The sequence below is a fragment of the Pseudomonas sp. efr-133-TYG-23 genome (genome assembly GCF_030209215.1).
In the GTDB taxonomy this organism is placed as follows: domain Bacteria; phylum Pseudomonadota; class Gammaproteobacteria; order Pseudomonadales; family Pseudomonadaceae; genus Aquipseudomonas; species Aquipseudomonas rhodesiae.
Genome location: NZ_JARVSL010000020.1, coordinates 298321 through 310969 on the forward strand (window position 1 = coordinate 298321; position 12649 = coordinate 310969).

Genomic DNA, 12649 nt, shown 5'->3' on the forward strand with positions numbered 1-12649 from the left:
CCCTGTAGTGCGCGATGGAAAGGCAAGCGATGGGGGCGTGGGGCTGCCACGCGCGCCATCATGCAGGTGCGCTGGCGCTAAGTCACCATGGCTCCCGCGTATATCGGCGGCATTTGTGGGGTGTGACACATCCACACAATGGCGCCGCTGCCACGGCTCAAAAATCCAGCGTCACGCCGCTGTACACCGCACGTCCGTCACCGGGGGAGTGCAAAGCGGCGCGGGCACCGTCCGGATCGTACCAGGCGTACTCGTAGTAGCGATTGGTAAGGTTTTTGAGCTGCAGGTCGACACTCACCGACTCGCTCACTCGGTAGGTGGCACCCAGGTTCATCAATACATAGCCGCCGTAGGTGCCCTGGGTGTTTTCCCGTTCCAGATAGTAGTGGGTCTGACCGTTCATCCACGCGCTCAACTGCAAGGCTGGGGTGGCCTGGTAGCTGACGCCGGCGTTGTACAGGTGATGGGGGACGTGGTCGATTTCCCGGCCCTTGCTATTGGGCGAGGTGGCACTGGGTTTGAGAATTTTGGAGTACTGCCAGGCGTAGGCCAGCCACATTTCGGTGCGGTCGTTCGGGTGCAGATTCAGCTGCGCGTCATAGCCCCAGCGTCGGGTTTCGCCGACATTGTCCGACTCACCGCTGGGGTCGTTCAAACGCCGGCTGACTTCACCGCTGGCTTCCTGTTGCCAATAGGCAATACGCCCGTCCATCCAGGCGGTGGGGGTGAACTTGATGCCGGTTTCCCAACCGTCGTTGATGGACGGCGCCAGGTCGCTGTCCCGTGGCGGGATCTTATACGCCGCCGCCCCGGTGCCCACCTGGAAGGTGCGCCCCCAGTTGGCGTACAGGCTGGCGACGGACCAGGGCGAGTAGACCACGCTGAGCTTGGGCTGCTTGATCAACCCATAGTCATTGATGGCGTAGTCCAATCCGGTCATTTCGTTGCTGAAGCTGCCGCGGATCTTGTCGACGCGATACGCCGGTATGATTTTCAGTGATTCGAACGGCTTGATCTCCGCCTGAAGGTAAGCGCCATAGGTGTCGAAATCGAACTGCTGGTCGCGGGTCTGGGCCAGGCGCGCGCGGTCCCGGGTGCGATAACGCTCGCTGGTGTTGCGTTGCTGTTGGAAGTCGCTGCCGCCTTCAAGGGCGAAGTCATACAGCCAGCTGACGTCGGGCCGCCAGGTCAGCGAGGTGAGGGCGCCGTACTGGGTTTCGTAGGCGTCGCGTTCCTGTTGGGGGCTGGTGCGCCAGTATTGGGTCCAGCGGCGGTCGTCGAAGGTGTTGAGGTAGGTTTTCGTTGACCAGGCCAAGGTCTCGCTCAGCTCCGTATCCAGATGCACGCTCAGTTGATTCATGCGCCGCGTACCTTTGTCGCTGGCGTTGTAGGGGTTGGTCATGGACGGGTGATGGTGCGCGTCCTGTTCGCTCAGGTAGCCGGGCTCCTGGGCCTCGGTTTCATAGTGACGGGCGATCAGGCCGAGGCGGTAGCGGTTGTCGTCCGGGGTGTAGAACCACTTGCCTGACAGCGAAAACTTGTCCGCCTGGGCGTGATCGCGAAAGCCGTCGGCTTTCTGGTAGGCGAAGAAATAGTTCTGGGTCCAGTTGCTGCCCTCGATGCCTTTGGCCAGTTGGGTTTCCTGGGTGTGGTAGCTGCCGTAGCGCAGACGCGCCTTGGTGTAGTCACCGCCGGTTCTGGTGAACATATTGACGTTGCCGGCAATGTTGTTCAGGCCATAGCGCGCATCGCTGGTGCCGCGCACCACTTCGATACTGTCCAGTTCCAGGGGGAAAATCATGTCCATAAACGGCATGTTGCCGTCGTTGCTGTTGCTGGGGATGCCGTCGATCAGCAGCTTGACCGCATTGACTTCGCCTTCGCCGTTGAAGCCGCGAAAAGAGATTTTCCCCGAGGTGGTGCCTTGGTTGAACGGCGTCAGCAGCACCCCCGGGGCGCGGTTGAACAGTTCCCAGCTGTAGTTGACCGGCATTTTTTCAAGTATGTCGCCACCCAGGATATCCACCGAACTGAGCACGCTGCTGGTGCTCAGGGGGCCGCTGGCAACGCTGTCGCCTTGCACGGTAACGGTGCCCAGGGTCAGGGCTGAGGTTTCGCTGGCATCGGCCAGCGGGTTAAAGGCGAACAGGCCGACGCAGAGCAATGGCCAGGACGGGCGCGGTAAAGCCCTGCGTTTGGCGCGCAGCAGCATGAATGGAGCAGGCATAGGGCAAGCTTCCTGATAACCGGAAAATTCTCAAAGACGTGGAGCCGCGCGCGCAGGCGCGACTGAGTACAGGGAGTACGACGGCGATCAGGCGACAGGGGAGGCGCGCGGGCTCAGGCTCGGCCAGCGCACCCTGGGGTGCAGCGAGGGTAACAGCGGCGCGTCGAAGGCGATATCCGGCGCGAAGCGTGGCAGGTAGTGGCGGTAGTAGTCCGACGGCAACGCGGCCAGGCCCGCGTGCCCGCAGCAGCAGTCGGCGTGGTGCATGGGGCTGGTCGCGGGGCCAGACTTGAGCGGAGCGAGCAGTTTGTCGATGCCGGACGGCAAGGTGTTCGCGGTGCCGCCGGAGCAGAATCCGCCCCACAGCATCAGGCGCATGTCCGGCGGCTGCATGGCGCGACTCAGCGGCATGGCCAGCAGGTTGATCAGCAAGGCCAGGCAGGCGATCCAGGGGCTGAGGCGTCGGAACGTGGCCATCACAGCAGTCGCACAAAGGGGGCGGATATTTAGCCGCAGTCGGGCGACGAAGTAAAAGCGCTTCGCCGTGCCATTTTGCCGCATGGGCTCGCACGCCAGAAAACCGCAGCGTTACTGATAAAGGTCAATGTGTCCCCACTGGGAACGCGCACCCTTGGACTATCACTCACCCACTGGCCGCGTGCCGAGGTGCTTTATGTCTGCGTCTGCCCGTTTACTGTTGATCGCCCCCCAAACCATGACGCGCACACCTGCGTTCGAGCGTGCCGCGGCGCTGGCGAAGGCGATGCAATTACCGCTGCATATCGTCGCGTTCGATTACCTGCAGGCCTTGGCCTTTGCCGGGCTGTTCGCTCCCGAGCAGGTTCGCCAGGCGCGCGAAGGCTATCTGCACACCCATCGCCAATGGCTGGCAGCCCAGGCGCAGGCGCTGAGTGAACAGGGCCTGACAGTGACCAGCGAAGTGGTGTGGGTGCAGCATCCCTATGAAGAGATCCTGCATTTCGTCAACGAGCTGTCGCTGGCGTTGATTATCAAAGATGCCGAGGACGATTCCGGGCTGAAGCGGGTGTTCTTCACCCCGCTGGATTGGCAATTGCTGCGCGATTGCCCGGTGCCGGTGCATTTGGTCACCGGGGATGCGCGACCACGGCCTCGCCAAGTCTTGGCAATTGTCGATGTGCTGCGCACTGAAGAACAGGACACCGTGTTCAACGACCAGATTATCGCCGCTGCGCGAAAACTGGCGACCGAATGTGCGGCCACCCTTGAACTGGTGCATGTGTATGACTGGACAGCCGCCTATGCCATGGACATGGGCGTCGGTGTCCTGCCCCTGGCCACCGGGATCTACGAAGCACTGGGTTCGGCCCAGGAGGAGGCGTTCGCGGCCTTGGCCGAACGCCACGGTGTGCCGCCGCAACATCGCCACTTCCTGGAAGGCACCCCCGTACCGCGCATCTGTGAATTCGCCGAGGCCCATCGCACCGATGTGATTGTGATGGGCACCGTGCAGCATGGCGGCCTGGACAAACTGCTGGGCACCACCGCCGAATTGCTCTTGCAGCGGGCGCCGTGCAGCGTGTTGGCGATCAAACCGGGTAAAACGTTGTAGCGCAGGGCAGGTGGGTTCAGAACGTCGGTGGACGATGACAACCGGCAACGAGCTGCGTGAGCCCGCACAGATCGTGGATCTCGACATTGCGGCTGTTGATGGTGACGAGCCGTAAGTCCCGCAGGTGGGCGATGCTGCGGCACACCGTCTCCAGGCGCAGACCCAGGTAGGAGCCGATCTCCTCGCGACGCATCTTCAACACGAAGCGTGTACCGGAATAACCGCGCACACTCAGGCGTTGCGACAAGTTCAGCAAAAATGCGGCCAGACGTTCGTCGGCATTAAAGCCGTGCAGGACGCCCAGCACGAAGCACTGGAAGGGCTGACCGAGCGTTACGGCATCGGGCGTGAGCGTCGTCTGATCCATGCCGGGCAGTTCGGCGGTGATTTCGTAGCTTTTGTCTTTCTCGGTGATATCCACGGCAGGCATGCCATGACCGATCAGCTCGCGGCGCCAGAACGGTTCGACATCGAACAGCACGTGCCCGAAGGGGGACGGCACCGGGCTACGGGTGAAGTCGTCGAACAAGTGGTCTACCTGCTGGCGCAGTTTCTCCAAAGGGCGCCAAAGGTCGGCGGACAACGGATGCTGGGTGCCTTGGCGAAAACGCCATAGTCCAGCGCCGGTTGGCGGTTGGATAACGTCTGGTAGACAAGCGCCAATGACAGCATGCCGATGCCGGTAATCAGCCAGCCGATCAGCATCGCCCCGGCCCCGGCACTGGCGGCCATGTTCTGCGGCAAGCTGAATATGCCGCTGCCGATCATTGACCCGACCACCAGAGCCAGGGCCTGCTTGATTTATATCAAGAACAACGCAAACGTAGATTCAGTAACCGCTGTAGAAGTGCCTGGGGCAGGGTGTAGATCACTGATCTGTCAGGTTTTTTTATCCGGGCTTTGTTTCATAAAGCCGCCACTCGACCTTGCATCGACGCGCTCGGGTCTATATATTCCGAACCCTGCTGCACCGCGCTACCGCCCGAATGGCGAAACTGGTAGACGCATGGGACTTAAAATCCCCCGCTCGTAAGGGCGTGCCGGTTCGATTCCGGCTTCGGGCACCATCTAGAATCAAGGGTTTGCGGGCGAAAGCTGATGCAAGCCCTTGTTTGTTTCCGGTCCGCAATAATATAACTGGTCCGCAATTCACTTCGTTGGTGAGACTTTCTTGCCTTTCCGGTTGCGGATGTACTGCTCAGTCATGACTACGGTGGTATGCCCAAGTTGATCCTTGGCCTGCATGATATCGCCACTGGATTCGGCCTTGTCCGTACCGGCTTTGGCGCGCAGATCCCGCATTTGAAACTCAGGCTTAGCCACACCGGCAGCTTCCCTCGCTATATCAAATCTCCTACGCAACATTGCCACCGTCATCGGTGTGCCATCCTCTGCAACGATCAGCCGCGTCGAGCGGACTTTGTGCCCTGACTTTCGGGACATTATTCGATCAATCAAAACCTTCAGTTCGCCGGTGACCTCGATTCGACGTTTTGCCTTGGTTTTCCCCTGAAGGACCCAGATCTGCCCATCCCTTACGTCTCTTTCGTCCATCAACCGTGTGTCCGTGACTCTTTGACCAGTCAAGTAGGCGAGGTCCATTGCATCACGCAACCCCGCGTCAGCCTTGTCGTGAACTCGCTTGAACAGTTCGTCCTCAACATAGGTGTCCCGCCCAGTCTCCTTGTTACCTTTGATTCCGGCGCAAGGGTTCGCAAGTGATGTATAGCCCTTGTCCCTGGCGTAGTTCCATATCGCGCTGAGCAGGGCTTTTTCTCGATTGGCTCTTACCGGCGCTGACTTTCGCCAGGTCAGATACTGGCGAACATGAAGGGGCTCGATCGTCTCAAGTGGTGCGGGCGGATCATCGAAGAACGCCATTAAGTTTTTCAGTTCGCGCTGGTTGTCGAGCTGAGTCGCTGCGCCCTTGGTGGGCACAACTTCAACCAGGTACTTTTCTGCCACGTACCGAAAGGTGATCACCCTGGTGACCAGTTCGGTTGAAGTGCGATCACGCTCCAGTTTTGCGTACGCCAGGATGGCCAAGCCGTAGTCACTGCCCAGGGGTATTTCCTTGCGGTCCTTTCCGCCGGTGTCGTAATAGTAAAAAACCCGGCCGCTGGCCTTCTTGCGCTCTCTTAGCAGCGCTATGGAGCCCGGTTTACTTGGTCTTCTTCCCATTTCAGCTTGCCTTGCGTGGTTTCCATACGAGTTTCTCTGGCTCGGATATGCCGACGGCAGTAACTGCCATGGCTGTCACGCTCGGCCAACCGTTCATTTTGATGGTGTGCCGGATGCCGTTTCTTTTGAGGTTCAGGATCTGCCCAGCCTTTGTCCGAGCGCCGGTCAGCTCGCAAACCTCTTCATGCGATAGGAATTGAACTCCGCTCATGGATCGCTCCGTGCGCCCGTAGTGGGCCGCGCTGTCTTGATGATGTGAATGATCAGGCCGAAGCTGGTCAGCATCCACGCGCAAGTGCCGCCGAACGCATAAAGCAGTGCCTCGGTGGTGCCGGTGAAAACCAAGTCAGGGCCAATCCAGAAGATCCAGCAGCCGCTGGCGACCAGGTACAGCAAAGCGCCCAGCAGAATCAGGGTGAGTTTTATTGCGAACATGGGGTATCCTTGCCGCGCCGTGCGGCGGAAGGTGGGTTATTCGATGGCTTTCTTGATCGCGGCGCGCGCGTCGAACATGGCGTAGTACAGACGGTGGAATATCGCGCAGCTCGGGTCTTCGTGATCGTCGCCGCCGTCTTCAAAGACTCCGTCGATAGTGCCGCTGTAGTTGCTGGCGATCTGCTGACATTCGCCCGCCACATGGGCGAGTGCCGTTAGCGCCTTCAGCAGTTGCTCGCTGTTTGCGCGTTCCTCCCGGGCGATATCCCAGAACCGCTGGCCCCAGTGATCGGCAGGCGGCGGATTGGTGTTTTGGGCGCCAAAGGCAAGGGCGCCGACGATTGAGTCGCACAGGTCGCGTTTGTAGGCGTTGTCACCGTCGATGCTCAGGCCGCGGTGGCGCAGGGCGCTGACCAGCTCGTTTCTATCCAGGCCCTGGTCTTCCAGGATTATGTCTCGCTCCGGCTCGCCCGGGGTGATGATGATCAAGGCCAGCTTGGAGCCATGCAGGCAGTATTCGCTGAGTTTGACCAGGGCGTCGTTGGCTGCTTCGTGGAATCGCTGAACTGCTGACATAGAAATACCTCGCCCGCCATACATCGGCGTGCATTTAGATAAAGGGGAGGGGGTTAGAGATTTACGGGCTGGGCAATTGCGACAGGCTTTGCGGCTGACCCGGTGCGAAATATGAGGCTGGGCATCTTTACCCTTTCCGGCTGGTGTATTCCGAGTACGCTAAACTCGCTCCGTTGACCTCGCGAAGTCTTGGACGCTGAACTCAAGGCCGGTTAATCCACTGCCAAAGGGCGGCTCGGTCTGGCAGTGCTCAGCCGGTACTAAAATGCGCAGCGATACTCAGGAGTCGTTGAGCTCACCAGCCGCTGCCGCGCTTTCAGGCGTCAGCGGATTTGAAACTAATCTAAAAATTGACGGATGACATGTCCCTAAATCCTGCTGTGACCACTCGAACTACTGGCTTACAGCCGCTCCATGGGTAGCTCTCCCAGTACCAACTTACTCGGCTGCAAGTAGGGAAACCTGTCGTTGCACATCATAGTGGCCTGGACAACTAGTGAAGCGTCGTCATGCGTTGCATTATCGTCTTCATGCGGCGTTACGATCAGTGAGAGTTTGTCTTGAACGCCTTCAGCGGTATTAATCGAGACGATTCGACACCTCCTATCAGCCGGGAAGTCAACGAGAGCGAGGTGATCGCCGGTGATTCCATAATGAAGGATATCGCATAGCTCGCCCCAATATGCTTTATGCCTAAGGTGTATGCATGTCGAGTACTTCAAATTGCAAATAGAGCAGATTTGTTGTTTGGCAGTGAACCCCGCGCTGACAAAGCTCTGCTTTGGAAAGATGAGCTGTTCTATGGTTGTTAATCGCAGGCTAATTTCTCCTCCGTGCTGAAAACCCTCGTGGGCTCGACAAGCGTCCATTAAGGCCATCTGAGCGGCTACATACTGATCCCATGCTTCATTTGGTTTGTCGAACTTAAGCAATATCCACATTCTTATTTCGCTCAGCACCGCACCAGCGGCACACTGGTAGCCTAGGAAAAGATTGGCTACATTCTCATCTGCATGCTCAATCGCCTTCTTCTTATTTAGCAGAGCATAATAAATCAGATTTTCTAATATTCCGCACTGCTCAAGCTGGAGCTTTGTGTCCCTTGCGGGTGAGCTGAATTCTTCTGCGGTTTTTATTGTGGAATTGTACTGCTGAATTATTTCGTCCAAGTTCATTACTCAATTTTTTCTAAGATGCTGGAGAGCTCGGCCATTCCCTCTATTGGCCCGCTGTACGATAATTTTCTAAACTCACCCGTTTTGGTTTCCCTAATGATGTTGAGTTTTACTGTTTGAGTCTTGCCACCTTTGAAAGCGTCATAAAGATAGTTTGTGATGAGCCCGAGTATCACAGACGTCACGTTCGGGTTCTGCAGGAGCGCAGCTAATGGGATGAGGATAGTTGGACCAAACCAATCGTCGCTGTAGTTCTGGTGGTAGACGATACTTTCGTCAGAATCAAATAATTCTTGATAGGGGATCTGGTTTTGATTGAGCAGAGTCCTCAACGTGTCGGCCTCAGCAGCCTGAACTAACTCGGCGACCTCAGTTGCCGAGAAAATATTATCCGGAACCACTGAAATCTCACTAATCGGTGCCGCACCGAGACGCGTGAGTTTCGCCATAAAATCGGGTAACGCGTGGTTTTCAATTGCCATTCTTTTTGTCCATTTATGAATGTGGTTAGTGCCCGGCAGCACAAGGGGCACGCAACTCCCTTAAGCGTAGCCCTTTTGTAACGTTTTCTACTAACCTTTGAGTCAAAAGGTTGCCCCTTGCCTTGTATAGCCGCTGTCAAGGCGCCGCGCCAGCAAATATAGGTTCAGTTTTAGCAATCGGTGCTGTATTGGCTGCGGCTCATGTCGTCATCATTGGTCTAACCCAGATGCAGACAGGACCGTCTTCAGTATCGTGAATCGAGAAGACGAACCAGCCGTCACCGGCAGGCTTCGTAGGTGTCCAAGGTGTGCAATCGATTTCCCCCTCGCCAAACCACGCCGCTATAAAGTCTTCTGGGCCATCGTTTTCCATTTCAACGAGGCCGAGCTCAAGACCGTGCTCAGCGAACCAGCTGTAGGGGAGCTGTCTTTCTTCGCCGTCATCCGGCCAAACTGGGTGTGTCCATTGACCGTGCTGGTCGCGCTCGACCGGCACTTGAGCGATTATCTGCTTTTCTTCAGGCATGACTTCGTCCTTGCCGCTATAGCGGCTGTAAAGTTGTACATAGAATTTTGGCCTGTACAGATGTGGCGACCAGCTGTCAGGTGCCGGTTTGCAAGCGCTTGCGCTTTGTTTTCATAGGACTAAATTGGGTCCCGACTTAACAAGCGGGCTATGGCAAGGAGGATCTATGAGGCTTCGAGGCGACATCTTCTGGAGGTGGGCTGATCCGAAACTCCACAGCCGAACACACGAAGAAACTCTGAGAGATGGAACTCACATCGATGTGCAGGTCAGGCTCTCCCAAACCGGCCAGACTCAACTGTTCATTGGGATCTATGCCCCAGATGGCATGGCTCTTCATGAAGAGGCTTATGATTCCCACCCTCGCGAGACCATGACCAGGGCCATGGTTTGGGGTGTCGGTCGAGCCCGAAAGCTGGCTGCTGATGGTGCCGCGAGTCTTCGCCTGGCTGCTGGGTCGCTATAGCGGCTGACTTTTAAGGGGGGAGGGGTTACTGGGCGTTGATGCGGGTGAATTCTTCGAGGCAGGCGTCAGTGATCTCGTAAAGCCTGGCCTCCTGGTCGACAACGGGCAGAAAGTCGTCGTCCGACATTGTGCCGACCGACCAAGCGCGCCAGACCCTAGTGCAATCGTAGGTGTCGCCGCCGATGGCCCGGGCGATGATGTCGCGGAGGGTGTCGCGGTCTGGCAGCGCCACCGCTACAGGTCCTGGCTGCGCTCTATAAAGCTCGCAATGACCATCTTCTGCGCACAATTCCTGATCCTCGTCAGCGATCAGCAGCATGGCGCCAGCCCAAAGCTCGGAAGTTCCGCCCTCAAGAGTCCATTCAGGGACCAAGCCGCCGTCACCGTCGTCCCGCAGTACGCCGACAGCCGTGAATTCCACCGGATCGCGCTGAGGCTGGGCGGCTTTAGCCTAATGTTCGTTAAACCTCCGCTGCGCCTCTTCGTCGCCACTCAAACACCCGCAACGATATGGGTGTGCCGTGTAGTCGATCTGGCACAGATGGTCAGGATAGCGCTTTAGCTCGGCGCTGGTCGCCAGTCCCGGCAGCGACTCGGACGGTTTGTTTTGTGTGGGCATGGGGATACCTCAGGGTTATATTTCGTGGATTCAAAAGGAGATTCTATGGATTTTGCGAAAGCCTACAGAGCGTGCAGACGATCACAGGCTCTGGGTAAAAGCTTGAAAGCGGTAAAGGCGTGCTTAGGACGAGAGGGAGCAGACTATATAAAAGTAGTAGATGCTAGTGTAGACGTGTTTTGGCCGATACTAGGGTATCGAGTTACAACATTGGATGGCACAGCCTTCTTTCCTCGAGATATATCCGAGATTCCCAGGGGGGGAGGTTTAGCTTGGATGCGCGAATTCTTCTTTTCCGCTGACATCGTAATACCACCTTATTATAAGATGGGGTTTTTAAGTCGCCATGCGATTCGCATAAAGGACGCGCCACTACATGTTGATAAAATGAAGTGTGGCGATCTCATGCTTCTTGAAATGTACCCGCCTGACGGGTTAGCGCAACTAATTAATGGCGTCTGGTCCGAAAGGAGAACATTTGGTCAATTCCACTCTCAATTAGTGGAATCATCAAAGGCCTACTGCTTAGGCCTATACAACGTTGCAATCGTCGGACTTCTACCTTGCATTGAAGGAATTGTAAGGCGGCTTGGTGTGGCTTCAGGAATTAATGTTGATGAAGCGGTTAGCATTGCATTGTTAACTAAAGTATTTAGAAGGCTGCAGCAGAAAGAAATTGATATGATGATGGACGGGTATGATTGGTACCCGGCCAATGAGATCAATGTCTCTTTGTTGGATCATTTTCATGAAAGAGTTCAGATGTTTGAAAGTATATCTAGATATCTCAACTCTAAGCTTTATTTGTATACGGGAGCAGCCCCTGAATACCTTACTTTAAATCGTCATGGTATTTCCCATGGTTTTTTTCACGGTTATGCTACGCCTGAAAATTACCTCCGGCTTTTTAATTTGCTGAGCGCACTCTCTTTCGCTGCAGCAATGGTTGAAGGTAAAGGCAGTTTGATGCATCCGGGAGCAACTCCCGAGTCGGAAGCCCTAACAGCTTGCTTGCTTAAATGTGCGGATTTGAACCATTTGATTCGCTAGCCGACCCTAATCCAACGTAAGACTTCCGAATTCAGCGGCCTATGCCGGGCCATGCCCGGACGGTGGAGTGTGGGCATTTATAAGTTGCTGATGCGCATCACCTCTTTCATCCATTGAGGTTTTTGCATATGCGACGATTGAAGCGCCTTCTGGGGCTGGTCATAACCATCCTGCGGCTCATCGATGAACTCGACCAAGACGGAGGTGACAAAGACGGGGACTGATGAACCGAGGTGATACGATGGGCCTTCTCTGAAGTGGGAAGGCCCATGACCAAGCACGATATTTACGATGAGATCGAAGGCTTTCTAGGTTTGGAACTACATGGAATGCGACAAGGACGATGAGGGCCGGGAGACCTGGCGTATCAACGTCGAGGTGAAGCGCGGTGGTGAGGTGGTAGCGCCGGTTGTCGCGTGTGAGCGAACCTATGTTGACCGTGGCCTAGCTCAGGTTGCTGGGCGTGAGGTTGGGGCAGGGTTAATTGCTGGCGCAGGCTATAGGGTTGCTATGGGCATTGGAGCTCAAGCATGAGCGGAAAGCGCGAGCGTATCCTCACCACCGCGCGCGATACCGGCGTGCAGTTCAACTTTGCTGCCAGCGAGCATTCCAGCGATTTGGGCGTTCATATCCAACTCCACCCCCTTACTTTTCCGCGACTCTCGAATGTCGAGGGCGGCGAGATACTCGCTGATTAATGACTTGTCCTGCGCCTGAATCGCGACGATGTCTTGGCCGGTGGAGGGGCTGCCGATCGGGTCATCGTCGCCCTGAGGCACAAGCGCTTTCAGTTTCGACTGAACCTCCCAGACCCACGCCAGTGAAAAGTGGTCGCCGGCAGTTTCAGCCGAATATTGACTGCGATGGATGCCAGATCTGACGCCCGAGCAGTACTCCTTGCGCGCCTGAGTAAGCTTGGTGTGCAGCGCCTCATACGCGTATAGGGCGATGTTCTGAGCGGGAGAAACGCCGACGAATGTCGCGCACTCAACGACCTGGTCTTTCGAGCAACTCCACTTTCTGCGTCGCAGGGTCGTGCAGTTGAATGCATCGGCTACAGCGATACTTAGTTGTTGATCCCACGCCGGCCGACGCTTGGCACGCAAGAGGGCCGACTCAACCTCACCCACGTCGCTCAACTTCACATCCATTTCGGTCAGCCGGTAATCACGCATCAATGCCTGTGCCTGCCGGAGTGCGGTTGCAGCTTCGTTCTCGTTGGCGCTTTGGGCCAGCGCCAGGCAGTGCTTGATCTTGCGGATCGCGCGGTCGAGTTTCTTTTCGTCGATCTGTTGTGCGGACATAGGGGATCCTCGCCGGT

At 56.6% G+C, this 12649-nt stretch carries 15 protein-coding genes, 1 tRNA gene and 1 pseudogene; 4 read left to right on the forward strand and 13 right to left on the reverse strand.

Annotated elements, in window-relative coordinates:
* Positions 1 to 157: 157 nt before the first annotated feature.
* On the reverse strand, positions 158 to 2227 hold the full coding sequence (locus tag QRN41_RS14685; protein WP_167418281.1) for a TonB-dependent receptor: 2070 nt from the start codon (positions 2225 to 2227) through the stop codon (positions 158 to 160).
* Between the two features lie 87 nt (positions 2228 to 2314).
* Positions 2315 to 2704 carry a DUF2946 domain-containing protein gene (locus QRN41_RS14690; protein ID WP_167418280.1) on the reverse strand — a complete coding sequence of 130 codons (390 nt, stop codon included), beginning with the start codon at positions 2702 to 2704 and terminating at the stop codon, positions 2315 to 2317.
* Positions 2705 to 2900: 196 nt separating this feature from the next.
* Between QRN41_RS14690 and QRN41_RS14695 the strand changes: the two genes are divergently transcribed.
* Positions 2901 to 3818 (forward strand): universal stress protein, encoded by a 918-nt coding sequence (locus QRN41_RS14695; protein ID WP_034138176.1) that lies wholly within the window; start codon positions 2901 to 2903, stop codon positions 3816 to 3818.
* A 16-nt stretch (positions 3819 to 3834) separates the two neighbouring features.
* Here the strand turns inward: QRN41_RS14695 and QRN41_RS14700 are convergent, their stop codons facing one another.
* The gene (locus tag QRN41_RS14700) at positions 3835 to 4458 is read right to left on the reverse strand and encodes a helix-turn-helix domain-containing protein (RefSeq protein WP_243269849.1); all 624 of its coding nucleotides are present in this window, start codon (positions 4456 to 4458) and stop codon (positions 3835 to 3837) included.
* A pseudogene (locus QRN41_RS14705) lies at positions 4413 to 4619 on the reverse strand (amino acid permease); the annotation flags it as partial. The gene QRN41_RS14700 and the pseudogene QRN41_RS14705, both read right to left, overlap by 46 nt.
* Before the next feature lie 179 nt (positions 4620 to 4798).
* On the opposite strand from QRN41_RS14705, the gene QRN41_RS14710 reads away from it, so the two are divergent.
* Positions 4799 to 4885 (forward strand) — tRNA-Leu (locus QRN41_RS14710).
* Positions 4886 to 4967: 82 nt separating this feature from the next.
* Here the strand turns inward: QRN41_RS14710 and QRN41_RS14715 are convergent.
* The 7 genes from QRN41_RS14715 to QRN41_RS14745 form a co-directional block, all read right to left on the reverse strand.
* The gene (locus QRN41_RS14715; protein WP_285421709.1) at positions 4968 to 5999 is read right to left on the reverse strand and encodes a site-specific integrase; all 1032 of its coding nucleotides are present in this window, start codon (positions 5997 to 5999) and stop codon (positions 4968 to 4970) included.
* A gap of 1 nt (position 6000) precedes the next feature.
* The gene (locus QRN41_RS14720; RefSeq protein WP_181079718.1) at positions 6001 to 6210 is read right to left on the reverse strand and encodes a DUF4224 domain-containing protein; all 210 of its coding nucleotides are present in this window, start codon (positions 6208 to 6210) and stop codon (positions 6001 to 6003) included.
* Positions 6207 to 6434 carry a hypothetical protein gene (locus QRN41_RS14725; protein ID WP_285421710.1) on the reverse strand — a complete coding sequence of 76 codons (228 nt, stop codon included), beginning with the start codon at positions 6432 to 6434 and terminating at the stop codon, positions 6207 to 6209. The genes QRN41_RS14720 and QRN41_RS14725 overlap by 4 nt, the downstream gene beginning before the upstream one ends.
* A 36-nt stretch (positions 6435 to 6470) precedes the next feature.
* Positions 6471 to 7010, reverse strand: a complete 540-nt coding sequence (locus QRN41_RS14730; protein WP_285421711.1) for a hypothetical protein — start codon at positions 7008 to 7010, stop codon at positions 6471 to 6473.
* A 401-nt stretch (positions 7011 to 7411) separates the two neighbouring features.
* Entirely contained in the window at positions 7412 to 8185 is a 774-nt protein-coding gene (locus QRN41_RS14735; protein ID WP_285421712.1) for a hypothetical protein, read from the reverse strand.
* Positions 8185 to 8667, reverse strand: a complete 483-nt coding sequence (locus tag QRN41_RS14740; RefSeq protein ID WP_285421713.1) for a hypothetical protein — start codon at positions 8665 to 8667, stop codon at positions 8185 to 8187. The genes QRN41_RS14735 and QRN41_RS14740 overlap by 1 nt, the downstream gene beginning before the upstream one ends.
* Positions 8668 to 8866: 199 nt before the next feature.
* The gene (locus QRN41_RS14745; RefSeq protein WP_285421714.1) at positions 8867 to 9193 is read right to left on the reverse strand and encodes a hypothetical protein; all 327 of its coding nucleotides are present in this window, start codon (positions 9191 to 9193) and stop codon (positions 8867 to 8869) included.
* A 166-nt stretch (positions 9194 to 9359) separates the two neighbouring features.
* Between QRN41_RS14745 and QRN41_RS14750 the strand changes: the two genes are divergently transcribed.
* Entirely contained in the window at positions 9360 to 9659 is a 300-nt protein-coding gene (locus QRN41_RS14750; protein ID WP_285421715.1) for a hypothetical protein, read from the forward strand.
* Positions 9660 to 9684: 25 nt separating this feature from the next.
* Here QRN41_RS14750 and QRN41_RS14755 read toward each other — a convergent pair whose 3' ends face one another.
* Positions 9685 to 9978: a hypothetical protein gene (locus QRN41_RS14755; protein WP_285421716.1), complete on the reverse strand. Its 294-nt coding sequence runs from the start codon at positions 9976 to 9978 to the stop codon at positions 9685 to 9687.
* A 345-nt stretch (positions 9979 to 10323) separates the two neighbouring features.
* Here QRN41_RS14755 and QRN41_RS14760 point away from each other — a divergent pair, with 345 nt between their 5' ends.
* Entirely contained in the window at positions 10324 to 11328 is a 1005-nt protein-coding gene (locus tag QRN41_RS14760; RefSeq protein WP_285421717.1) for a hypothetical protein, read from the forward strand.
* Between the two features lie 524 nt (positions 11329 to 11852).
* Here the strand turns inward: QRN41_RS14760 and QRN41_RS14765 are convergent.
* Complete coding sequence (locus QRN41_RS14765) at positions 11853 to 12632, reverse strand: DUF2786 domain-containing protein (RefSeq protein WP_285421718.1); 780 nt, start codon at positions 12630 to 12632, stop codon at positions 11853 to 11855.
* Positions 12633 to 12649 lie beyond the last annotated feature (17 nt).

Coding starts and splice junctions, on each gene's coding strand:
- QRN41_RS14750 (WP_285421715.1), top strand. CDS start 9,360: ATGAGGCTTCGAGGCGACATCTTCTGGAGGTGGGCTGATCCGAAACTC.
- QRN41_RS14735 (WP_285421712.1), bottom strand. CDS start 8,185: ATGAACTTGGACGAAATAATTCAGCAGTACAATTCCACAATAAAAACC.
- QRN41_RS14715 (WP_285421709.1), bottom strand. CDS start 5,999: ATGGGAAGAAGACCAAGTAAACCGGGCTCCATAGCGCTGCTAAGAGAG.
- QRN41_RS14740 (WP_285421713.1), bottom strand. CDS start 8,667: ATGGCAATTGAAAACCACGCGTTACCCGATTTTATGGCGAAACTCACG.
- QRN41_RS14765 (WP_285421718.1), bottom strand. CDS start 12,632: ATGTCCGCACAACAGATCGACGAAAAGAAACTCGACCGCGCGATCCGC.
- QRN41_RS14720 (WP_181079718.1), bottom strand. CDS start 6,210: ATGAGCGGAGTTCAATTCCTATCGCATGAAGAGGTTTGCGAGCTGACC.
- QRN41_RS14685 (WP_167418281.1), bottom strand. CDS start 2,227: ATGCCTGCTCCATTCATGCTGCTGCGCGCCAAACGCAGGGCTTTACCG.
- QRN41_RS14760 (WP_285421717.1), top strand. CDS start 10,324: ATGGATTTTGCGAAAGCCTACAGAGCGTGCAGACGATCACAGGCTCTG.
- QRN41_RS14690 (WP_167418280.1), bottom strand. CDS start 2,704: ATGGCCACGTTCCGACGCCTCAGCCCCTGGATCGCCTGCCTGGCCTTG.
- QRN41_RS14730 (WP_285421711.1), bottom strand. CDS start 7,010: ATGTCAGCAGTTCAGCGATTCCACGAAGCAGCCAACGACGCCCTGGTC.
- QRN41_RS14725 (WP_285421710.1), bottom strand. CDS start 6,434: ATGTTCGCAATAAAACTCACCCTGATTCTGCTGGGCGCTTTGCTGTAC.
- QRN41_RS14755 (WP_285421716.1), bottom strand. CDS start 9,978: ATGCTGCTGATCGCTGACGAGGATCAGGAATTGTGCGCAGAAGATGGT.
- QRN41_RS14695 (WP_034138176.1), top strand. CDS start 2,901: ATGTCTGCGTCTGCCCGTTTACTGTTGATCGCCCCCCAAACCATGACG.
- QRN41_RS14745 (WP_285421714.1), bottom strand. CDS start 9,193: ATGCCTGAAGAAAAGCAGATAATCGCTCAAGTGCCGGTCGAGCGCGAC.